19 protein-coding genes and 2 pseudogenes are annotated in these 21435 nt (G+C 69.9%); 13 read left to right on the top strand and 8 right to left on the bottom strand.

The genetic code is table 11. From position 1 onward, the window contains the following. Window positions 1–200 precede the first annotated feature (200 nt). The 6 genes and pseudogenes from OHB56_RS13690 to OHB56_RS13665 all read left to right on the top strand — a co-directional run bounded on the left by OHB56_RS13690 (window position 201) and on the right by OHB56_RS13665 (window position 5377). On the top strand, window positions 201–1514 hold the full coding sequence (locus tag OHB56_RS13690; RefSeq protein ID WP_406353500.1) for a sensor histidine kinase: 1314 nt from the start codon (window positions 201–203) through the stop codon (window positions 1512–1514). Next, entirely contained in the window at window positions 1511–2245 is a 735-nt protein-coding gene (locus OHB56_RS13685) for a response regulator (protein ID WP_406353499.1), read from the top strand. Before OHB56_RS13690 ends, OHB56_RS13685 begins: the two co-directional genes overlap by 4 nt. 336 nt (window positions 2246–2581) lie before the next feature. Then, window positions 2582–3094 (top strand): annotated as a pseudogene (locus tag OHB56_RS13680) (tyrosine-type recombinase/integrase); the annotation flags it as partial. A 205-nt stretch (window positions 3095–3299) separates the two neighbouring features. Continuing rightward, the gene (locus OHB56_RS13675) at window positions 3300–3443 is read left to right on the top strand and encodes a hypothetical protein (RefSeq protein WP_406359047.1); all 144 of its coding nucleotides are present in this window, start codon (window positions 3300–3302) and stop codon (window positions 3441–3443) included. After that, the gene (locus OHB56_RS13670; RefSeq protein ID WP_328778930.1) at window positions 3440–3766 is read left to right on the top strand and encodes a helix-turn-helix transcriptional regulator; all 327 of its coding nucleotides are present in this window, start codon (window positions 3440–3442) and stop codon (window positions 3764–3766) included. Before OHB56_RS13675 ends, OHB56_RS13670 begins: the two co-directional genes overlap by 4 nt. A gap of 30 nt (window positions 3767–3796) precedes the next feature. Further along, window positions 3797–5377: a hypothetical protein gene (locus tag OHB56_RS13665; protein WP_406353497.1), complete on the top strand. Its 1581-nt coding sequence runs from the start codon at window positions 3797–3799 to the stop codon at window positions 5375–5377. 156 nt (window positions 5378–5533) lie between these two features. Here OHB56_RS13665 and OHB56_RS13660 read toward each other — a convergent pair whose 3' ends face one another. Next, window positions 5534–6298, bottom strand: a complete 765-nt coding sequence (locus OHB56_RS13660; RefSeq protein ID WP_406353495.1) for a hypothetical protein — start codon at window positions 6296–6298, stop codon at window positions 5534–5536. Between the two features lie 135 nt (window positions 6299–6433). Here OHB56_RS13660 and OHB56_RS13655 point away from each other — a divergent pair, with 135 nt between their 5' ends. Further along, complete coding sequence (locus tag OHB56_RS13655) at window positions 6434–6952, top strand: pyridoxamine 5'-phosphate oxidase family protein (RefSeq protein WP_406353493.1); 519 nt, start codon at window positions 6434–6436, stop codon at window positions 6950–6952. Here OHB56_RS13655 and OHB56_RS13650 read toward each other — a convergent pair. From OHB56_RS13650 to OHB56_RS13635, 4 genes are all read right to left on the bottom strand, one after another. Next, window positions 6939–7109, bottom strand: coding sequence for a hypothetical protein (locus tag OHB56_RS13650; protein ID WP_406353491.1), 171 nt, complete (start codon window positions 7107–7109; stop codon window positions 6939–6941). The two genes, OHB56_RS13655 and OHB56_RS13650, sit on opposite strands and share 14 nt — an antisense overlap. A gap of 306 nt (window positions 7110–7415) precedes the next feature. Next, complete coding sequence (locus OHB56_RS13645; protein ID WP_406353489.1) at window positions 7416–8702, bottom strand: Tn3 family transposase; 1287 nt, start codon at window positions 8700–8702, stop codon at window positions 7416–7418. Between the two features lie 136 nt (window positions 8703–8838). Then, a complete protein-coding gene (locus OHB56_RS13640) occupies window positions 8839–10164 on the bottom strand; it encodes a hypothetical protein (protein WP_406353487.1) in 1326 nt (441 codons plus the stop codon). A 9-nt stretch (window positions 10165–10173) separates the two neighbouring features. Beyond that, on the bottom strand, window positions 10174–10932 hold the full coding sequence (locus OHB56_RS13635; protein ID WP_406353485.1) for a hypothetical protein: 759 nt from the start codon (window positions 10930–10932) through the stop codon (window positions 10174–10176). A 60-nt stretch (window positions 10933–10992) separates the two neighbouring features. Between OHB56_RS13635 and OHB56_RS13630 the strand changes: the two genes are divergently transcribed. Next, window positions 10993–11823 carry a glycosyltransferase family 2 protein gene (locus tag OHB56_RS13630; protein WP_406359045.1) on the top strand — a complete coding sequence of 277 codons (831 nt, stop codon included), beginning with the start codon at window positions 10993–10995 and terminating at the stop codon, window positions 11821–11823. Between the two features lie 142 nt (window positions 11824–11965). Here OHB56_RS13630 and OHB56_RS13625 read toward each other — a convergent pair. Beyond that, window positions 11966–13066, bottom strand: a pseudogene (locus tag OHB56_RS13625) (NAD-dependent epimerase/dehydratase family protein); the annotation flags it as partial. Between OHB56_RS13625 and OHB56_RS13620 the strand changes: the two are divergent. The 5 genes from OHB56_RS13620 (at window position 13065) to OHB56_RS13600 (ending at window position 18028) form a co-directional block, all read left to right on the top strand. Continuing rightward, a complete protein-coding gene (locus tag OHB56_RS13620) occupies window positions 13065–14378 on the top strand; it encodes an XRE family transcriptional regulator (RefSeq protein WP_406353483.1) in 1314 nt (437 codons plus the stop codon). The pseudogene OHB56_RS13625 and the gene OHB56_RS13620 sit on opposite strands and share 2 nt — an antisense overlap. 147 nt (window positions 14379–14525) lie before the next feature. Beyond that, window positions 14526–15128, top strand: a complete 603-nt coding sequence (locus tag OHB56_RS13615; RefSeq protein WP_406353481.1) for a recombinase family protein — start codon at window positions 14526–14528, stop codon at window positions 15126–15128. Between the two features lie 137 nt (window positions 15129–15265). Then, entirely contained in the window at window positions 15266–15538 is a 273-nt protein-coding gene (locus OHB56_RS13610; RefSeq protein WP_406353479.1) for an ATP-binding protein, read from the top strand. Window positions 15539–15632: 94 nt separating this feature from the next. Then, window positions 15633–16613 (top strand): arabinan endo-1,5-alpha-L-arabinosidase, encoded by a 981-nt coding sequence (locus OHB56_RS13605; protein WP_406353477.1) that lies wholly within the window; start codon window positions 15633–15635, stop codon window positions 16611–16613. After that, window positions 16595–18028: a family 43 glycosylhydrolase gene (locus tag OHB56_RS13600; protein WP_406353476.1), complete on the top strand. Its 1434-nt coding sequence runs from the start codon at window positions 16595–16597 to the stop codon at window positions 18026–18028. Before OHB56_RS13605 ends, OHB56_RS13600 begins: the two co-directional genes overlap by 19 nt. A 76-nt stretch (window positions 18029–18104) precedes the next feature. Here the strand turns inward: OHB56_RS13600 and OHB56_RS13595 are convergent, their stop codons facing one another. Both OHB56_RS13595 and OHB56_RS13590 read right to left on the bottom strand, forming a co-directional pair. Beyond that, a complete protein-coding gene (locus OHB56_RS13595) occupies window positions 18105–19889 on the bottom strand; it encodes a pyridoxal phosphate-dependent aminotransferase (RefSeq protein WP_406353474.1) in 1785 nt (594 codons plus the stop codon). A gap of 218 nt (window positions 19890–20107) precedes the next feature. Then, a complete protein-coding gene (locus OHB56_RS13590) occupies window positions 20108–21268 on the bottom strand; it encodes an aldose epimerase family protein (RefSeq protein ID WP_406353472.1) in 1161 nt (386 codons plus the stop codon). Window positions 21269–21435 lie beyond the last annotated feature (167 nt).

Here is a 21435-nt window from a genome sequence, read left to right as displayed (position 1 = left end):
TCGGCGCGGGTATCAGATTCCTCGGACGCTAGGAGCGCGCCCGGCCGCGGTGCGTCGCCCGCCCGGACCCTTTGCCGTACCGCATCGGGACGATCTGCCGGAACGTCATCCCTGCGATGTAGACGCCTGATGTACGCGAGGCGCCGGGAACGACCACGGAGGCGGACGCCGACGGTTCGGGCGGCGGCGACAATGAACCGGTGACGGACGTACGCGCGACGCTGGAGCGGCTGAGGGCCACGGCCCGCGAGGCGGTCCGCGACGCCAGGCTCCCGACCGGCCCGCCGCTGCGGCTCAGCCGTCGCGCCCGGCGGTTCGACGTGCTGGTGGCGCTGGCGCTCGGTGCCGCCACCGTCTATTACGGCATCGACAACGTGAACAACGTCGTGGTGCGGGAGATCGCACCCGGTGTGGAGCACGTCGTGCCGCGCCCGTCCGGCCCCGGCGGCCTGGCCCTCATGGTGACCCTCGCGGTCGTCGCCTCGGGTGCCCTGGCACTGCGCCGCCGCTACCCGCTCGCCGTGCTGTGCGTCGTGACGGCCGCGGTACTGGCGACACCGCAGAGCGTGATGCGGCTGACGTTCTACGCGTTCGTGATCGCCGTCTACAGCGCCGCCGTCCACAGCCCCTACCGGGTGGCGACCCTGGCGGCCCTGCCGGTGTCGGTCCTCCTGGTCGGCACCTCGGGGAACTCGGTGACACCGATCATCCCCAACGAGTACGTCGTCCTGCTGATCCTGGTCCCGATGGCGGGAGCCGCCCTCGGACTGCGCACCTGGAAACTCCGGACCGACGAAGGCCGCACCCGGCTCTCCGATCTGGAACGCGAACAGGCCGAGGCACTGCGCCGGGCGGTCGAGCACGAGCGCGCGAGGATCGCTCGCGAACTGCACGACGTCGTCACGCACAACGTCAGCGTGATGGTCATCCAGGCGGGCGCCGCCCGCAAGATCATGAAGACCTCCCCCGAGCAGGCCGGCGAGGCGCTGCTCGCCGTCGAGGCGGGCGGGCGGGCGGCCATGACCGAGCTGCGCCACGTCATGGGACTGCTCACCATGGCCGACGGGGACGAGGGAACGGACAAAGAGGCGGACCCGGCCGGTACGGCGGCGGAGCTGGCCCCGCAACCCGGCCTGGACCAGCTGGAAACACTGGTCGGACGGGTCCGGGACACCGGACTGCCGGTCGACCTGACCGTGACCGGCCCGCCGTGTCCCCTGCCGCCCGGCGTCGAACTCGCCGCCTACCGCGTGGTCCAGGAAGCCCTGACCAACACGGTGAAGCACGCGTCCGGCGCCACCGCCGCCGTGACCGTCGCATACGGCCCGGACCGGCTCCGGGTGGAAGTCACCGACACCGGCGGGCATCCGGGTGCGGGCGCGGCCGCCGGAAACGGCCGGGGCCTGATCGGCCTGCGCGAGCGCCTCGCCGTCTACGACGGAACCCTGACCACCGGCCGACGCCTGACCGGCGGCTACCGTGTGGAGGCCCTGATCCCCTTGGAGACACCGTGACCGAGCCGCTGCGTGTGCTCCTCGCCGACGACCAGACCCTGGTCCGCACCGGATTCCGGTTGATCCTCGGCGCCGACGGCATCGACGTCGTCGCCGAGGCGACCAACGGGACCGAAGCGGTCGAGGCGGTCCGCCGCACACGTCCCGACGTGGTCCTGATGGATGTCCGGATGCCCGAGATGGACGGCCTGGAGGCCACCCGCCGCATCCTCACCGGCACCCCCGACGCACCCCGCGTCATCATCCTGACCACCTTCGACCTCGACCGGTACGTCTACGCGGCGCTGTCCGCCGGGGCCAGCGGCTTCCTCCTCAAGGACGTCACCCCCGAGCATCTGACCGCGGCCGTCCGCACGGTCCGTACCGGCGACGCTCTCCTCGCGCCCGCCATCACCCGCCGCCTCGTGCAGCGGTTCACGCGGCGCGGCGGCGACACCGCCGCCCTCCACCGCGACCTCGCCTCGCTCACCCCGCGCGAACTGGAGGTCCTCGGCCTGCTGGCCCGAGGACTGAGCAACGCCGAACTCGCCACCCGCCTCCACCTGGCCGAGACCACCGTCAAGACGCACGTCGCCCGCATCCTCGCCAAGCTCGGACTCCGTGACCGTGTCCAGGCCGTCATCGTCGCCTACGAGACAGGGCTGGTCAGCGCCGGCGCACACGAGGTCGCCCAGCAGTCCGCCGAGCAGCCGTATGTGCGACATCCCGCGAGTTCCCCTGAGCCCCGCTGAGTCTCTGTTCCTGTGGCCAGGGGGTTCTTCCTCCTTCGAGTGTTCTGCTGCCTTGTGACGTAACTTCGGGATTCTTGAAGCGTTCTCATCTCGTCCGACCGATCCATAGTCGGGCCGAAGGCGAGGAGGCTCGGGTTGGCGGCGCTGGCAGTCGTACGGGACCTGCGTGAGCACTGGGCGCCCGCCTCGGCGGAGGAGCTGGAGCGGTTCGAGACCGACGCGCTGTCCGGATTCGTCCTCGCGCGGGCCTCGGCGGGCCTGGCGGACGGCACCATCCGCGGGGACGTCGGGCACCTGGACCAGATCAGGACCTGGTTCGGCCGGCCGCTGTGGGACATGGAGCCCGCCGACGCGGACGCGTACTTCGGGAAGGTGCTGCGGAACTCACCCAGCGGCACCCGACTGGCCCGGTCCCAGGCGTTGACCACGTACTTCATGTTCCTGGAGCTGCGGCACAAGGGCGAGCTCCACCGGATGACCGGCCGCGCGGTCGAGTGCCCGATCGACGAGATGAACCGGCCGCGCGGGGCCAAGGACGCTCAGCTGCGGATCCCGCCGAGCGAGCCGGAGGTCGCCACCCTGTTCACCGCCTGGGGCGACGAGCTGGCCACCTGCCGCAAGTTCACTCCGACCGCGAGGAACTACACCGCGGCGAAGCTGATGTCCCAGGTCGGCCTGCGGGTGAGCGAGGCATGCAAGCTCGACCTGGACGACATCAAGTGGAACCTGGGCCGCTTCGGCAAGCTCCACGTCCGCCACGGCAAGGGCGCCCGCGGCTCCGGGCCCCGCGAGCGGATGGTGCCTCTGATCAACGGCGCCGACCGCACGCTGCGGTGGTTCATCGAGGACGTGTGGGGCCAGTTCGACGACGACCACACCCGGCCCGGCGCCCCGCTGTTCCCCTCCGAGCGCAAGAACACCGACGGCACCGCCCGCCGGGTCGGCGACGACGCCTTGCGGAAAGGGCTCAAGGACGCGGCCGCAGCGCATCTGCCGGGATGCGCATGTCCTGCGGCATTTCTGCGCGTCCCAGCTCTATGGAAATGGGCTGGACTTGCTTGCAATCCAGGAGGTTTTGGGACATTCCTGGATCGCTACCACGATGCGATACGTCCACGTCCAGCAGACCCGGGTCGAGGACGCCTGGGCCGCCGGGACCGAACGGGCCGCGAAGCGGCTGGAAGGGCTGATCCGATGAGGTGGAACCTGCGGCTGACCGCCGCGAACGAGGGCATCTGGAAAGCGTCCGAGCTCCAGCGGAGCCTGGCCGAGCACGGGCTGGTGATCTCGGCAGGGAAGATGTCCGGGCTGTGGTCCGGCCAGCCCATCTCCCTCAAGCTGGAGGACCTGGACGTCATCTGCGTCGTCCTCGGCTGCGAGATCGGCGACCTGCTGATCCCCGAACCGGACAAGGTCCGCCGTCCTGGCGAGGAGGCCGGCCAGCAGGCCGCCGCCGTCGGCGCCCCCGCACCGGCGGTGGTCCCACGGAGGCGGGACGGCCGGTCCTTGCCGCCGCAGTGACGAGCCAGCTGACGCGAGGACGGTAACTCCATGCTGGAGCCGAAGAGTTGCCCGCACTGCCTGGGCTGGGGACTGCTGTTCATGCGGCGCTGCGGAGGATGCTCCTCCTTCGCCCGCCCCGGTTCGGACGGCCGGTGCACCGGCTGCACCGGATACGGCCCGCTGCGGAAGGGGTACTGCCGGCTGTGCTGGTGCCAAGCGCGTACGGATGCTGCGGCCACCGGGGCCAGGGCGGAGTCGTTGCTGCCAGCACTGCGGTATCACCAGTTGTTCTTCGCGCACATGGCCCCGCTGTGGGAGCGAGTCCCGCGACCGCGGCAGCCGAAGTACGAGCGGCGGGGACGCCCCCGCAGGCCCGACCCCGCTCCGGCGTCACCGCCTGGCGGCTGGCTCCAGCCCGCTCTGTTCGCGGTCTGCCGCGACTTCACCAGCATCGACCCCGACCAGCACACAGACCCGGACAACCCTTGGCTCGCCTGGGCCCGGCACACCGCCCACGGCCTGGGCGAGGCCCGCGGCTGGCCCCGCAAGGTCCGATTCAGCGTCGACCGGGCTCTGATCATCCTGATGTCCCGGCACGTCGGTGGCGATGTCGTGCGCCATTCCGAGCTCTATCCGGCCCTTCAACCGCGTCGGCTGAACATGGAACTGACCATCGAGGTCCTCGGCCACATCGGCGCCTTCGTCGACGACCGGACGCCGTCCTTCGAGACGTGGCTGGAGTGCAAGCTCGACGGTCTCACCCCCGGCATCCGCCGCGACGTCGAACACTGGATCCGGCTCCTGCATGACGGCGGCCCCCGGTCGAAGCCCCGGGACGAGGCCACGGTCTGGAACTACCTCAACCGCATCCGGCCTGTGTTGATCGACTGGTCCAGCCGCTACGACCACCTGCGTGAGGTGACCCGCGACGACGTCCTCGCCCAGCTCGACGCCCTGAACGGCAGCCAGCGTCAGCACACCCTCATCGTGCTGCGGTCTCTGTTCGGCCGGGCCAAGAAGAACGGCACCATCTTCAAGAACCCGACCAGCCGCATCCGCGTCGGCCAACGCGAGCACGGCATCATCCAGCCCCTGGAACCCGAGCACATCGACAACTCCGTCGCCGCGGTCACCAAGCCGGCGGACCGTCTGGTCCTCGCCCTCGCCGCCGTGCACGCCGCACGTTCTGGGGCCATCCGCCGCCTCCAGCTCGACGACCTCGACATCGGCAACCGGAAACTCACCGTCGACGGCCGTGCCCGACGGCTGGACGATCTCACACTGCATGTCGCCCGCGAGTGGCTGGAGTTCCGGCGCCACCGCTGGCCCGACACTGCCAATCCCCACCTGCTGATCAACAAGATCACCGCCCTGGGAGCTGCTCCGGTCAGCCAGGTCTCCCTCACCGCACCACTTCGCGGCCAAGCCGCCACCTTGGAACAGCTCCGCGTCGACCGGCAGCTCGAAGAAGCCCTCACCCACGGCCCCGACGCCCTCCACCTCGCCGAGGTCTTCGGCCTGGACGAGAAGACCGCGATCCGCTACGCGAACTCCGCCCGCGCTCTCCTGGAACGGCCGCTGGAAACCGACCCCGCGACTTCACCACGAACCCACGGGGCCACCCCCTAAAATCCGGGCATCGGACCCTCGGGTTCCCGCTGAAGCGCCTTCAGTTTTCGCGAACTCGCGGGAGTCTCGGCCCTGTCCTCCCGAAGCTGCCGTGAAGTGACAGGTAGCTCTCAGACCGCATGCACTGCGGCCACGATCGCTCCCGGAGCGTCCGGCCTACGCGAACGGGGCATTGACGCCGGTGAGGTCTGCGACCACACCGGGGTTGAGCTCCGCGGCACGATCCCGCAGGCGCATCTGCTGCGCCGGGGTCAGGCCGAGCGTCTCGTCGAAGGCGAGGCGCTCGAGGGCGGCGGCGACGTAGCCGGGCGCGGCTGCGGCCAGGGCCTGGCGCATGGCCTCGCCGGCAACGTCTGCCGCGGGCAGGCCGGCGGCGTAGTGCGCGGCGATGCCGTATGTCTCGACCGCTCGCATGTTGATCCGTCCCAAGGCGGCCTGCGCGCTGGCGTCACCCTGGTCGGCACGCAGGACGAGGTCCACCTGGTCGCGGCCGTCGGCGGCCGTGGTCACCGGCCGGGGACCAGATGCAGTGGGCCGCTCGGGGGCGGCCTCCTGCGCCGCCTCGGCGGCCGGAGTGTTCTTGGGCGTGCGTCGCAGCTTCTCCTTGAAACGGCGCACCCCGTCCTTGAGGCACGGGGTGGCGGCCTCCAAGGCGGCAACCGTCACGATATGAGTGACCTCCACCGCAATGTCGGTGACGCAGTTGGCGAAGAGGTTCTTCAGGCCGTCTTTGTAGCCGTCGTCGTACCGGTCGTAGGCGTCGAAGAGTTCGGCCTGGGCCACGAGCGAGTTGTCCCAGTCACTGCGGGCGGTGCCGCGCATCCCGCGGGAGGAGGCACGGGAACGGTCGAGGTGGGTGCCGGCGGGGTGCTCGACCCACATCAGCTTGCGATTCGGCCGCGGCCGTCGGTAGTTGGACATGGCGGAACTGTAGGGGGCCGCACCGACAGCGCGGCCTTATCCACGCAGCACCGAGCGCAACCCGTGCGGAGTAACCTCACCGCTGCTTCATCAATGACGACAGAGGGTGTCGGGTTTACGGCCGACGATGGACGTATGCGCGAAACCCCAGAGGAACTCGACAAGCTCCAGTCCCTCCTCGACTCCTCCCTCTCCGGCTCGACTGCACACCTCCGCTCGATCGTCGAGGGCCGCACCATCACGGCGGCGCAGCTCACCGGGGTCCTCACCGGCATGTGCACACTCGCCCTCTCCACGGTGACCGCAAAGGGCGAACCGCGGATCAGCGGCGCCGACGGGCACTTCCTGCACGGCCGGTGGCACTTCGGCACGGCGCGCAACGCCGCCAAGGCCCGTCATCTCGCGGCCCGTCCGGCCGCCAGCGTCGCGCACATGCGCGGCGAGGACCTCGGCGTGTTCACCCACGGCACGGTAGAGGAGCTGAACCCCGAGGACGCCGAGACCACGTCCGACTGGCAGGAACTCCTCGCCTACTTGAAGGACTTCTACGACGACGACGCCTTCGACTGGAACCACGAGGTCGTCTACTACCGGCTGAACCCGCACTGGATGACCGTCTACGCCCCCGACCTCGACAAGCTCACCGGCACGTGACGCCGGGCCCGTCGACGAGGGCCTGCATCTGCGCGTACGTGGGTGCGGGGCCGGTCGACGGCGCGCCGTCGCGTACCGCCAGCGCCGTGGCGACGGCCTCGCCCAGCGCCCGCCGGTACAGCAGCGACCCGAGGCTGCCCCGCCCCCAAGCTCTCAACTCCGCTTCGCTGCGTTCGAGCAGGGGGGCCGCTCGGCGTCTTGCCGGTCCAGGGGACCAGGAACGGCAAGGTCGCGAGTTGGCCCCGAACCCACGGAAGCAACTCCGCAGAGCACGACGACGGACCCTTGAGTTCCCACCGAGAACCCTTCAGATTGCGTGAACTTACGGGACTCGAGGGGTGCCGTTAACGAGTGGCGAACCAGGTGACAAGTAACCCGCCAGTAGCTTTCGGATCGAAGGCGCACCGCGCAGCAGAGGACTCCGGCCGTGGCCGGGGTCCTCTGCTTGTTCCGGGGCGTCGGACTACGCGGCCGCCGGCTCCGGCTCGGGGTCCGGTTCCTGATGCACGGGCTGGGCGAGCTGGAGGCGTCGGCCCATGTTGAGCCGTACCTCGCCGTAGGGCTGGATGTGCATCCAGAACAGCGGGGTCAGGGCCCGTTTGTCCTCCTCGGTCAGGAGGTTGGCCCACTCCGGGTCGGCGAGCATCTCCTGGATCATCAGCGTGTTGACGAAGACGAGGGCTGTCTGGAGGAGATGGAGCGCGAGGACGGAGAGTTCTTGCTGGTCGCGGCGGTTGCTGCTGAGTTCACCGCTCTTGCCGAAGAAGATGATGTCGTTGGCGCCGTTCCAGCCCTCGACGACGTTGAGGCCCTCCTGGATCTCGCGTTGGAGGTCGCGGTCGCGCAGGTAGCGGGCGACGAAGATGGTCTTCTGTGCTCGGCCGACTTCGAGCATGGCCTGGTAGACGGGGTGGGAGGCGGTGCGGATGAAGCGCCGCAAGATCGCTTCGGTGGAGGCGGTGCCGACCCGGATCGCGGTGGCGTACTTGATGAGCTGGTCGTAGTTGTTCTCGATGACGTCCCAGCGGATGGGGCGGGTCATCGCGTCGGCCAGGCGCTCGTAGGTGTCTTCGTCCTCGCGGCCGGGCCGGTACAGCTTGACCTTGTTGATCTGCTTGATGCGCGGCAGCAGGTCGTAGCCCAGGAGCCTCGTGAGTCCGAACCCGATTTCCGACTGGCCATGTGAATCGACGTAGTTGCCCTCGGCCTGCATGGTGGTGGCGTGCCGCATCATACCCTCGATGGCGGCGGCGACCTCGGCGACGGCCCGCTCATCGGCCTGGTGCAGCGCGGACCGGATGACCGAGTCGATCTGGGCCGCTGTCGGCGGCTCGATCAAGTCCACGCGCATCTGCCGCAGCAGCTCGGCCCGTACCTGTTCCTCGCGGCGCTCGTCGTGCCAGATCACATCCACCAGGTGCGAGACGAGCTTGACCTGGTCGGTCACGCTGCACTCGTGCCATCCGGTCAGATTCCGCAGTTCGCTGCGGTGCCGTTTCGCGGCACGGGAGGTGAAGTCGTAGAACCCCAGCTCGGACGCGGTGACGCCGACCTGCTTGGCGACGTGCTCGACCGCGTCGGGCGGAAGCTCCAGACGCATCTTGGGGAACCGTCCGCGCCAGGTCAAAAACTTGAGCTGGACGGCGAAGCCCAGCCTCGTGGCCCCGGACTTGTTCCGTAACCAGCCCACCTCGTCGCCGGACAGGGCGAAATGGTCCACCACCCCGTCCAGACCCAGATCCCGCCCCACTCGACAGCCCCTTCCGCACGCCCCCGTGATCAGCATTCGGGCTGGACGGTAGAGGCGCCGCTGTACACGGCGGACGAACTTCGGCGAAGCAGTCCGGCAGGGTGGGAGGGCCTGGTAACAGCGGCAGCCGATCAGTTCAGGCGGCGGCCGGATGCCCGGCCGCCTTGCCGGTGGCGTCCCGGCGCATGGCGGTCATGCCCAGATCGGCCAGGCGGGGCACGAAGGCGACGTCGAGTTCGTCGACCGGGTGGAGTAGACCCCGCTCGCAGGTCTCCACCAGCCACACCGCGCAGCGGTCGGGGTAGGCGGGGTTGACGCCGATCTCGCCCTTGGGGAGGAACCCGTTGAACGGCGCCCGGATCTGGTGGTGGTTCCAGTAGTTCCAGGCCCGAAGGGCCTTGGCTTGCTCGAAAGCGAGGTAGAGCTGCGGATAGCGCTGAAGAATGCGCATCTCGCGGAAGAGCGTCTGGCCCAGCAGGGACGGCGCGGCCTGGGCAAGGCTGTCGAAGTCCTGGCCGCGGAAGGTGAAGGCGCTCGCGTCCTGGTTGGGGTGGAGGGCCAGAGCGGTGAGCAGGTGGGAGAGCCGGTCTCGGGTGTACTGCGCCGCTCCAGGGGCGAGAGGGGGCTCGATGTCGGCGATCAGGTCGTGCAGGCGCTGGTGGTCGGGGTGGAAGCGGGACAGGTCGAACAGTTTGTCCATGCCGTTGACCGCGGAGAACGCCAGGCGCTTGTAGAGGCGGTTGTTCATCTCGCCGGCCTCCGCGAACGCCTTCGTCTCGGCACTGGTGGAGTGGAGCATCAGGTACTCGGAGAGCACCTCGAAGTACACGTAGCCCAGGAACGGAAGGCCTGGGACGGCAGCGGCGAGCTGGTCCACGAACGTGCCCGGCGTTGTCCGGCGTCCGGTGGCGTTGGCCAGGACCGTGTCGAGGAAAGGGGCGGCGTGACGGATCTGGTGCAGTGCTCTGTTGCGTAGTTGGAGGTCCTCGGCCTGGGTGAGGAAGCTGCGGTGGTCGAGGTAGGTGTGCAGGTGGAGGGGGCCGAGCCGCAGGTAGTCGATGCCCTTGGCCGGTGCCGGTGCGGTGGGCGTGATCTCGATCACCAGGGTTTGGGTGTGTGGCTTGGTCTGCAGCAGGTAGGCGCCGAGGTTGTGCGGGCGCAGGCCGACGGGGGTCTCGGCCAGGGGCGCGCAGTACAGGGCGGCGAGCAGGCATCCGGAGGAGGCATAGAGCTGGCCGCTGGCGCGGATGGCGTCCAGGGCGCTCGTGGTGTGCATCAGATGGATCGGGCGGCCGCTGGCGAGCGTCTGGGTCATGGTGTTGTGGGCGAGCAGATGGCCGCCGGGGGTGTCGTGCTGCAGTCGGCGGCGCCAGTCGCCCTCGCTCTCGGTGCACCCGGCCGGGACGGGGCGGGTGCGGGGGTGGGTGTAGTCGGTGTGGGTGTCGTCGAGGTCAATGTCCACGCGGGGCTCCTACTGGCCGGGGGTAAGGGAGCGTCGGGCGGTGGCGAGGGCGCAGGGGGTGGTGGCTCCGTCAAGGACGGCCTGTTCACTGCGTACGACCAGGGCGAAGGCGGCCGGGGGCAGCCAGTCGGGCACGGCGATACGCAGCCGGGTCAAGTCCGGCCACCACCGCGTAAGCGGCAGGCGGTAGCGGTCCAGGCAGTCGGCCGCCTTGAGGACGTCGACGAGATGCGGAGCTTGTCGGTAGGCGCGCTTCTGGCGAGTGGTGAAGTGGTCGTAGGGCACGTCGTGCACGGCGATCGCCTGCGCCGCCCGGTGCAGCGTGGCGGCCGGAACTTCGCGGCCCAGCGCGCGGGTGACCGTGGCGGTGCGGCGGCGGAACCACGTTGCCGCTCGTTGTCCGTGACCGGGGTCGGTCCGGTCGTCGCGCCGTCGGCAGTCGTGGACGGCTCCGGCGGCGCAGAGGGCCGCGATGTCGTCGGCGCCGAGCTCGTGCTCCTGGGCGAGGAGGGCGGCGTACAGGCTGACGCGGGCGTTGTGGCGCACCCCGTGGTTGGCGTCGGACTGGCGCTCGGAGAGGAACCACGAGCGGGCCGGTACGAGCATGAGTCCGGGGCGTGGGAAGCTGGGCGCGGCGTCGAAGTTCGCCGGACGGTGGCCCGAAATCCACCCGAGCGTCATCTGGTCCATCGGCTGGTGGGCGGGCAGTCGGCGCTGGGCGGCGAGTTCATGCAGGCAGGCGCGGCCGGGCGGATTTAGATCGGTCATGGCGTCCTTCACACAGATGGGAACAGGGCAGGCGTGAAGCTGGGCGTGGCGATCCTGACGATGGGCACCCGGCCCAAGGAACTGGCCGAGCTGCTGGCCTCGGTCCATGCGCAGACGGCCCCGGCGGCGCGGACGGTGGTGGTGGCCAACGGATGCGCGATGCCCGATCTGCCGCCGTGGGTCGAGACGGTGCAGCTGGCAGAGAACCTGGGAGTGACCGGCGGCCGCAACGCCGCCCTGGAACACCTCTCGGACATGGACCTGGTGCTGGACCTGGATGACGACGGCCTGCTGGTCGCCGACGACGTCTTTGCCACGATCCACGCGCTGTACGCGGCGGACCCGCGGCTGGGGATCATCGGCTTCCGTATCGCGGACGAGACTGGAGTGACCCAGCGCCGCCACGTACCCCGGCTGCGGGCAGGTGATCCGATGCGCGGTGGTGAGGTGACCGGCTTCCTCGGCGGCGCCCACGTCCTGTCCGTGAAAATGCTGCAGCAGGTCGGCCCATGGCCCGTCGCGTTCTTCTTCGCGCACGAGGAGACCGACATGGCCTGGCGGGCGATCGACGCCGGCTGGAAGGTCCGCTACGCACCCCAACTGCTTCTCCAGCACCCGCGGACCTCCCCGGCGCGGCACGCGTTCTTCTATCAGGTCAACGCCCGCAACCGGGTCTACCTCGCCCGCCGCCACCTGCCCGCGGTGCTCGTCCCCGTCTACCTGGGGGTGTGGGTGGCCTTGACGCTGGCCCGCACCCGCAGCCTCACCGGGCTGCGGGCCTGGTTCGGCGGCTTCGCCGAGGGCTGGCGCACCGAGTGCGGGCGCCGCCAACCGATGCGCTGGCGCACCGTGCTCCGACTGGCCCGCCTCGGCCGCCCCCCGGTGATCTGAGCGACTCACGAAGCAGCCTGGGCCTCGGTGTGCAGCCACGCCGGAATCGCTTCCGGGGTCTGCTCCAGCCACTGCAGGTAGCGGCGCACCCCGTCCTCGATGTTCCCCGCGGAGCCCAGCCCAGCACCTTGGTCATGCGGGTGATGTCGGCGCAAGCCCCGAGCGGATCGCCCTGCGGCCGCGGGGTCTCGATGATCCGCGCACCGGAATGGCGGCGGCGTACCCGGTCGGCGATCTGCCGGATGGAAGTGGCCCGGCCGGTGCCGACGTTGAGCGTCGTACGATCTGCGTGCTCGGTCACCGCCGCCAGCAGGGTCGCCTCCGCGATGTCGTCGACGTGCACGAAGTCCCGCACCTGGTGGCCCCCGCCGTTGAGGTGAAGCGGCAGGCCGAGTGCGGCCCGCATCGCGAACCAGGCCACCACCCAGCTGTGACTGTTCTCCTTGACCACCTGCGGCTGTCCGTAGACGGAGAAGTACCGCACGATCGCGTACGAATCGTCGGAGCCGCCCAGGGCGAGGGCGGTCTGATGCTCGCCCCACAGTTTGGTGTTGGCGTAGATCGACCCGGGCGTCAGCACATCGTCCTCGCTGAACTTTGCCCCCGCGTCCGGCGAACCGTGGCCGACGCCGTAGACGCTGGCCGAGGAGACGAAGACCAGTCGCCTCAGCGTGCCGCTGTGCCGGCCCGCGGCATCCAGCACAGTCTGGGTACCGCGGATATTGGCTTCCAGCGCGGCCGCCGGATTACGGGTGCACTCCGCGACGTCGGCCAGCGCCGCGGCGTGGATGACGTAATCACTGCGCGAGATCAGGTCGTTCATCAGCGGGGCGTCGGTGATGTCGCCGGCGACGACGTCCACGTCCCCGGGCGCGATGCCGAACACGGAGGAGTAGACGGAACTTCCGTAGGCATCCAGACGACCCACGGCCAGCGGCTTGGCGCCCAGCGTGCGGAGTTTGTGCACGATGCGGCTGCCGACCAGTCCGAAGCCTCCGGTCACGGTGACGGTGGCTCCGGACAGATCAGCGAAGCAATCCAGTGTGTTCACGTAAGGACCAGCCCTTCTCGACGGCACCGCGCGGATGCGCGGCGTCACGCCGTCGAGGACACCACCGGGCCCCGCCCTGCTCCAGGGGATGACTGTGTGGCCGGTGTGTGCCCGGCCTCGGTGAAGCCTCCTCAACCCCTGCCCGGGTACGGCATGGTGAAGGGGCGGCGTCAGTATCGGAGGGGGCGACATGGAGCTGGACCGTCATCCGCTGGCGCATCTGCGCCGCAGTCACCACTGGTCCGGAGAGGACCTCGCCCGTCTGCTTCGTGCGCAGGCCCGCAGGCGTGGCCTGCGCAGCGGTATCGACCGCAACCGGATCTGGCTCTGGGAGACAGGAACCACCCCGAGCGAGGAGAGCCAGCTGCTGCTGGCCGAGGTCCTCGATGTTCCCGCCGCCGCGTTCGACCAGCTGCGATGGCCCCACTGGCTGCCCGCCTTCGAACATCCCGCCCCGTTCAGCCCCTCGGGAAGCCGGGCCGCCCTGAAAGAGGTGCAGATCACCCGCATGGACCGACGATCCTTCCTGGTACTCAGCAGCAGCGCCCTCATCGAGGTCGCCGCCGACTGGGCCCGCATCGAGCCACGCCACCTGTCCCAGGCCCTGGGCGGACAACAGATCGACGAGGAACTCCTGAGGTGGCTGGAGCAGCGTTCCGGCGAGCTACGCACCCTTGCCGCCGGAACGCACCGGCAGGTCTCCGGTCTCATCGACGCCCATCTGAACACTGCGATCGACCTGATCACCCAGGACCGCTACAGCTCAGCAATGGGCCGCCGCCTCCACGCCGTGGCCGCCGACCTCGCGCACTGCGCCGCCTGGCTGCGCTTCGACGCCGACCGGCACGCGGATGCCCAACGCCACTGGCAGACCGCCGTCCACGCCGCACACCAGGCCGGGGACCGCGATCTCGCCGCCGTCGCGTTATCCGATCTCGGCTACCAGGCCACCTGGTTGTCCAGGCCCGCCGACGCGATCAAAGTGCTGGAGCATGCCCGCTCCCGGACCCGTACGCCGGCCGCCCGCTCCCTGCTCGACGTACGCCGTGCACGGGCCTGCGCCGTACTCCAAGATCACACCGGAACCGGGCGCGCCCTGACCTCCGCTGAGAACGAACTGGACCGGATGCGCCCGCAGGACACACCCCCGGTGGTGTCCTGGATGTCGATGGCGGACGTCAACGCGGACGCGGGGCGGTGCTGGCTCGACCTCGGCGACCCCGGTCGTGCCGGCACCGCGATCGACTCCGGACTGGGCGACCTCGATCCACGCCGCTCCCGTACCAGAGCAGTGTTCCTGACCTACCGGGCCGAAGGCTCACTCCGCAACCGCGACGCCTCCGCCGCTGCGGCCGATGCCCGCACAGCTCTCGACACCGCACTCGCCTCCGGGGCCAATCGGTGCATCGACCTCGCTTCCGCACTCATCCACCGCCTGGACGACCGGACCGAGCAACCGATGATCGAGCTGCGCGAGTACGCCCGGGAACGACTCGCAGGATGATCCGACCAACCGCCGGGAGGCTGCCCCTGAGTGTCGGCACCGTCTGTCGACACTCCACCCCGCGATCACGAACCCGCAGGTGAGCACTGTCGACAACTCGCGTCGGAAAACAACGTCGGAGAACGGCTGGCGGGGTAGTTTCCGACAATGCTTCTTGGCTACTGCCGCACTTCGACGGCCGACCAGAACCCCGACCACCAGATCGACGCGCTTCTCCGCAACGGCGTCGACCGCGACAACATCCACGTCGACGTCGCCAGCGGCGCGAAAGCCTCCCGCCCCAAACTCGATCTCGTCATGCAGTTGATGCGCGAGGGCGACACACTGAAGGTCACCCGGCTCGACCGGCTCTCCCGCTCCGTGCTGCACCTGGTGACCCTCGGCGCCGAGCTACGCGAGCGCGGGATCGGGCTGCACGTCATCGAGCAGGGCATCGACACCTCCACCATGGAGGGCCGGGCCATGTTCGGGATGCTCAGCGTGCTCGCGGAGCTCCAGCGCGAGCTGATCGTGGCGAGTACGAACGACGGGCTCGCCTCCGCGCGGGCCCGCGGCCGGGTCGACGGACGGCGGCCGAAGCTCACGGCCGACCAGGCCGAGCTGGCCCAGCAGCTCTACGACGCCCGCGAGAAGACCGTTCAGCAGATCGCCGACATGTTCAACGTGCCCCATTCCACGGTGTACGGACACCTCGACAAGACCAAGACCGTGCCCCGACAGCCGAAGAAGACCACCGCGCCGAAGGCCTGAAAGCTACCGGCAGGTTACTTGTCACTTGGTTCGCCGCTCGTTAACGGCACCCCGTAGACCGGAGCCGAGGCCTGGTATCGGCGACGGACGTCTCCGACGCCCTCGCGCTGATCGTCGGCGAGCTCGCCGCCGACGCCGTGACGCACGGCCGTGTGCCGGGTCGGGACTTCGAGTCGGCGCTCACCCGCCTTGCCGTCGGCGTCCGCGTCGAGGTGACCGATACGCGTACCGGGCCGCCGTATCCGCCTGAGCCCGGTGGTGCGGGAGCCCCGCGCCCTCTCGACGAGTGCGGTCGCGGACTCCTGCTCGTCGAGGCGCTCGCCGACCGGTGGGAGGTGATGGACCGGGAGCCGCCCGGGAAGACGGTTCGCGCCGAGGTGGGCGTCGATTGGGACTGCGAGGGTCATTGACGCGCAAGTGGTTCGATTCTACGGTCCCGTTCGAACTTGCGATCGTTGTTCGATATCACGGACGCGCTCTGACCCCCACCGCAAGGAGACCCGCATGCGCCGCAGCTTCCTCCGCAAACGCACCGTCCTCCTCGCTCTCCCCACCGCCGCCCTGCTCGCCCTCATGCCGAGCACCGCGTCGGCGTACCCCAACCCCGGCCGGGTCACCGGCTCCGTCGTCACCCACGACCCGTCGATGATGCGGACGTCGTCGGGGCAGTACCTGCTGTACGCGACCGGCGGCGGCATCAGCAACAAGACGTCGAGCGACCGCACCGCCTTCAGCGCCGGGGCGGACGCCTTCTCCTCGCGCCCGAGCTGGTGGCGGACCTACTCCTCCGTCCCGGAGGCGTGGGCGCCCGACATCTCGTACCACGGCGGCAAGTACCTGATGTACTACTCCGTCTCGAAGTTCGGCTCCAACACCTCCGCCATCGGGCTCGCCACCTCCAGCACTGGGCAGCCGGGGAGCTGGACCGACCAGGGCACCGTCCACACGTCCAGCTCCTCCAGCGACCACAACGCCATCGACCCCAACCTCTTCGTCGACGACGACGGCAAGTGGTGGCTTTCCTTCGGCAGTTGGTGGACCGGGATCAAGATGATCCAGATCAACCCGTCCAGCGGGAAGCAGCTCTCGAGCAACACCACCCGCTACTCCCTCGCCTCCCGGCCCACCGGGACCAAGGCCGTCGAGGCGCCCTTCATCGTCAAACGGAGCGGGTACTACTACCTGTTCGCGTCCTACGACACCTGCTGCGCCGGCACCAGCTCCACCTACAAGGTCAAGGTCGGCCGCGCCACCAGCATCACCGGGCCGTACCGCGACAAGAACGGCGTCTCGATGATGAGCAACGGCGGGACGCCCGTGCTGGAGTCGCACGGCAGCATCGTCGGCCCCGGCGGACAGTCGATCATGAACGACGTCGACGGCGACCTGATCGTCTACCACTACTACGACGCCAACGACAACGGCACCCCCAAGCTCGGCATCAACCTCCTGAACTGGAGCAGCGGATGGCCCGTCGCCTACTGACCCTGCTGGCCGCGCTGCTGCTCGCCCTCTCGCTCGGGCAGTCCTCCGCGCAGGCGGCCTCGTTCGGCAATCCCGTCAAGGCCCAGAAGGGCGCCGACCCCTGGATCGTCCGCCACGGGGGCGACTACTACCTCATCAGCACGTCCTGGACCGACGTCATCACCATCCGCAGGTCGGCCACCCTCGCCGGACTCGCCACCGCCCCCAGCGTCCAGGTGTGGCAGGGCGACGCGGCCTCCCGGTGCTGCAACATCTGGGCACCCGAACTGCACTACCTCAACGGCCGCTGGTACCTGTACTACGTCGCCGGGCAGAACGTCTCCGACTACAACCCCACCCAGCGCAGCCACGTCCTGGAGAGCACCGGATCCGACCCCCTGGGGCCGTACACCTACAAGGGGCAGCTCAACTCCTCCTGGATGCTGGACCCGACCGTCGCCACCATCAACGGGCAGCTGTACCTGTTCGGCAGCACCCACAACGGGACGCAGAACGTCGTCGCCGCCCGCATGTCCAACCCGTACACGGTGAGCTCCTCCTTCTCCACCGTCTCCACGCCCACCCACGACTGGGAACGCCAGGGCGGGACCGTCAACGAGGGGCCGGAGATCCTGCAGCGGGGCGGGCGGACCTTCCTCATCTACTCCGCCAGCGGCTGCTGGACCCCCGACTACAAACTCGGGCAGCTCTCCCTCACCGGCTCCGACCCCACCTCCGCGTCGTCCTGGACCAAGAAGTCCACGCCCGTCTTCCAGCGCAGCGACGGCAACGGCGTGTACGGGCCGGGGCACAACGGGTTCTTCACCTCGCCGGACGGGAGCGAGAGCTGGATCGTGTACCACGCCAACGACTCCACCTCCGACGGCTGCGACAACGGGCGCACCGCACGGGCCCAGAAGTTCACCTGGAACTCCGACGGCTCACCGAACCTCGGTACGCCCGTACGGCTCGGGGCGAGTCAGACCGGACCCTCGGGCGAGCCCGCGGCCGTCGCCGCCACCTACACCCTCACCAACCGCAACAGCGGCAAGTGCCTGGAAGTCGCCGGAGGTTCGAGCGCCGACGGGGCCAACGTGCAGCAGTACGCCTGCAACGGCGGCGCCCACCAGCGCTGGCGGCTGGAGGACCTCGGCGACGACACGCACCGGCTGCTCAACGTCTCCACCGGCAAGGTGCTGGACACCGAGAACTGCTCCGCCGCCGACGGGGCCGACCTGCGCCAGTGGTCGTGGCTGAACAACACCTGCCAGCGGTTCCGGTTCGTCGCCACCGACGGCGGCCACGTCCGGATCCTCAACCAGGCCACCGGCAAGGTCGCCGACGTCGCCGACTGCTCCACCGCGGACGCGGCCGACGTACGGCAGTGGACCTGGCTGAACAACGCCTGCCAGCAGTGGCGGCTCAACCCGGTCTGACCGGACCGGGACCTCGGGTGCGTCGGGGTGCCTTCGCGGTACCCCGACGCGCCCCGTGTGTCCCGTGGGGGGTCTGTCAGCTCAGCTGGCCCATGCCGGCCGCCTCCGGCCAGCTCTGCGCTCCGGACCAACTGGCTCCCGGGGCCTGGGACAGGCCGTCGGTGCCTCTGACCTGCGCCGCCGTCAGGCCGCCGCGGGCGGGGACACCGGGCGGTGTGGGACCGGTGGGCATCTGCGGGGACGGGTACGACGCCGCGGCGGGCATCGGAGCGGGCACCGGGGCTGGCGCGGGTACCTGAGCCGGAGCCGCCAGGGGGTGCTGAGGCATCTGCTGCGGCATTTGCTGAGGCATCTGTTGCGGCATCTGCTGGGGAACCGGCTGCTGCGGCACCGGCGGGGACTGCATGGGCGGGGATTGCAGGGGCTGTGGCGCCTGCTGGGGTGGGGGCTGCAGGGGCTGTGGCGCCTGCTGGGGCATCTGCTGCGGCCCCGACGAGGCTGCCGCCGGCATGGGCATCCCGGCGTCCGCGCCCACCGGAACCGGGGACGGGACGGCGGGGAGCGGCATGCCGATGCCGGCGGCCGGAGCGGCGGGGAGACCCGGCGCCCCTGTACCGGCGCCGATGGCCTGGGCGGCGAGGCCCTGGGTACCGGCGCCGTTGGTCTCGCTGAACAGGCGGTCTATCGCCGCCGTGCCCGAGCTGTAGCCGGTCCCTGTGGCCTGCTCGGGCACGGCGGCTCCCCTCCTGGAGGTCCCGTAGAGCACCTGTTCCAGGCCGGACACCAGGCGACGTACGTCCACCTGCGGACGTACCACGAGACGCAGGAAGCGGCTGGACGAGCCGATCTTGTTGCCGCACTCGCGGACCAGGAGCCGGTGCTCGGTGAGCATGCGGTCCCGGACCACGGTGCCTTCGGCGCCCACGGGGAGGCGCACGAAGAGGAAGTTGCCCTGGGACGGGTAGACCGTCAGACCGGGCAGTGAGGAGAGCTGGCCGGACATGTCCATCCGGTCGCGGCGCACCTGGTGGAGGCTCTGCTGGTACTCGGTGCCGTGCTCCTTCAGCATGAACACCACGTGCTCGGCGAAGGAGTTGAGGTTCCACTTGGGCAGCATCGAGCGGACGCGGCCGGCGAGCGCGGGGTTGGCGACGAGGTAGCCGAACCGGATGCCGTGCAGACCGAAGTTCTTGCCGAGGCTGCGCAGGACGATGACGTTGGGGCGCAGCATCGCCTCCTGCACCACCGACGGTTCCACCTCGGCGTCGGCGAACTCCAGGAACGACTCGTCGATCACCACCAGGTCCAGGTCGGCCATCGCGTCCATGAACTGCACGACCGCGTGCTTGGGCAGGAAGCCGCCGTCGGGGTTGTTGGGATTGCAGATCACCGCGACCTTGGTGCCCCGCGCGCGGATGAACTCGGCGTACTGGGCGAGGTCGAGGGCGAAGCCGCCGGACTCCTGGAGCGGGAACATGTCGACCCGCTTGCCGGTCTCCATGGGCTGGTCGGTCCAGCGGCCGAAGGTGGGGACGGGGACGGCGAGGGACTTGCGGACCAGCAGGTGGTCGATCCAGGTGATGAGTTCCGTCGAGCCGTTGCCCATCGCCACGCACTGCGGCGGGAGTTGGAGCAGGCTGCACAGTTCGGCCGTGATGGTGTCGGCGCCGCTCGGGTAGTACGTGATGATCTCGCGCAGCCGCGTCGCCATGTCCTCGAACATGGCGGGGGTGGGGAAGTAAGGGTTGCAGGGAATGCAGAAGTCCACCAGGCCGGCCCCGTCGCTCTCCCGAGCCAGCGCAGCCATCGAGGGGCTGTGCGCCGCGTTGCTGCGGAACAACGAGGTGACGTTGTCGGCCATGGAACCTCCGGGTGCGGCGGGCCCGGCGGGGAGGTTCCGGGCCCGTCATGCGTGGGTGGCCCGCGCGGGGGAGCGCGGGCCACCCGTACATACGGAGGGGGGTGTGGCGCTGTTCAACTGGTGTGAAAAAAGTGTGACGACGTGAACCCTGGGCGTGTTGCGTGCGTCACGCGCTCCGGGCGGGCCTCCCCGGGCCCGTCAGGACCCGTGTGCGGAGCTCAGGCGTCGAACGAGTGCACCGTCGTCGTCCGGTACGTCTCGCCCGGCCGCAGCACGGTCGACGGGAACGACGGCCGGTTCGGCGAGTCCGGGAAGTGCTGGGTCTCCAGGCACAGCCCGTCGCCCTGGCGGTAGACCCGCCCGCCGGTGCCGACGAGGGTGCCGTCGAGGAAGTTGCCGGAGTAGAACTGCAGTCCGGGTTCGGTGGTGGCGATCCGCAGGGTGCGGCCGGAGGACGGGTCGCGCAGGGTGGCGGCGTGCCCGGGGCGGGCGCTGACCCCCTTGTCGAGCACCCAGTTGTGGTCGAACCCCTGCCCGTACAACACCTGTGGGTGGGCGACGCGGAGGTCCCGGCCGATCGGCTTGGCGCCGCGGAAGTCGAAGGGGGTGCCGCCGACCCGGGCCAGTTCGCCCGTGGGGATCAGCCCCGCGTCGACCGGCGTGTAGCGGGTGGCGGCGATGGACAGCTCGTGGTCGCCGACGGAGCCGCTGCTCTCGCCGGCGAGGTTCCAGTAGACGTGGCTGGTGAGGTTGACGACGGTGGCCCGGTCGGTGGTGGCCGCGTAGTCGACGCGCCAGTCGCCGTGCCGGGTGAGGGTGTACGTCACCTTCGTCCGCAGGGTGCCCGGGTAGCCCATCTCGCCGTCGGCGCTGACGTAGGACAGGCGCAGTCCGATGTCGGACCCCTCGGTGAACGGCTCGACGTCCCAGACCCGCTTGTCGAAGCCCTGGGCGCCCCCGTGCAGGCTGTTGGCGCCGTCGTTGACGGAGAGCCGGTGGACCGTGCCGTCGAGGGTGAAGCGGCCCTTGCCGATCCGGTTGCCGTAGCGGCCGATCAGGGCGCCGAAGTACGGGCTGGAAGCGACGTACTCCTCCAGCGTGCCGAAGCCGAGGGAGACGTTGGCGTGGCGGCCCCGGCGGTCGGGGACCTCCAGCGACTGGACGATGCCGCCGTAGGACAGGACCTTCATCCGGGTCCCGCCGTTGGCCAGCGACCAGCTGTGCACCTTCGTGCCGTCGGCGAGCCGGCCGAAGAGGGTCCGCGCCGGCTTCCCCCTGCCCGGTGAGGCGTGGGCCGTACCGCCGAGGGCGGTGGTGGCGGCCGCTCCGGCCGCCGCCGCTCCGGCTCCTGCGATGACCGTGCGTCTGCTCAGTTCCATGTGCAACTCCCGAAAGGGAAGGGGCCCCGCCGTCCGGCGGGCCCGAGCTGACTGACCGAGGACTCTTACAGAAGGCCTCAGCGCATACGCCGGGGGCGAAAGCGTCTCAAGGCTGTTTTGACGTGCACCTCAGAGCGCACGTTGTTGCTGTTCGATGGAGTGGCGGA

It is taken from the genome of Streptomyces sp. NBC_01635 (genome assembly GCF_045209715.1).
Classification (GTDB): domain Bacteria; phylum Actinomycetota; class Actinomycetes; order Streptomycetales; family Streptomycetaceae; genus Streptomyces; species Streptomyces hirsutus.
The sequence above is the reverse complement of the archived record's forward strand: the minus strand, read 5'-3'. Positions and strand labels throughout refer to the sequence as shown.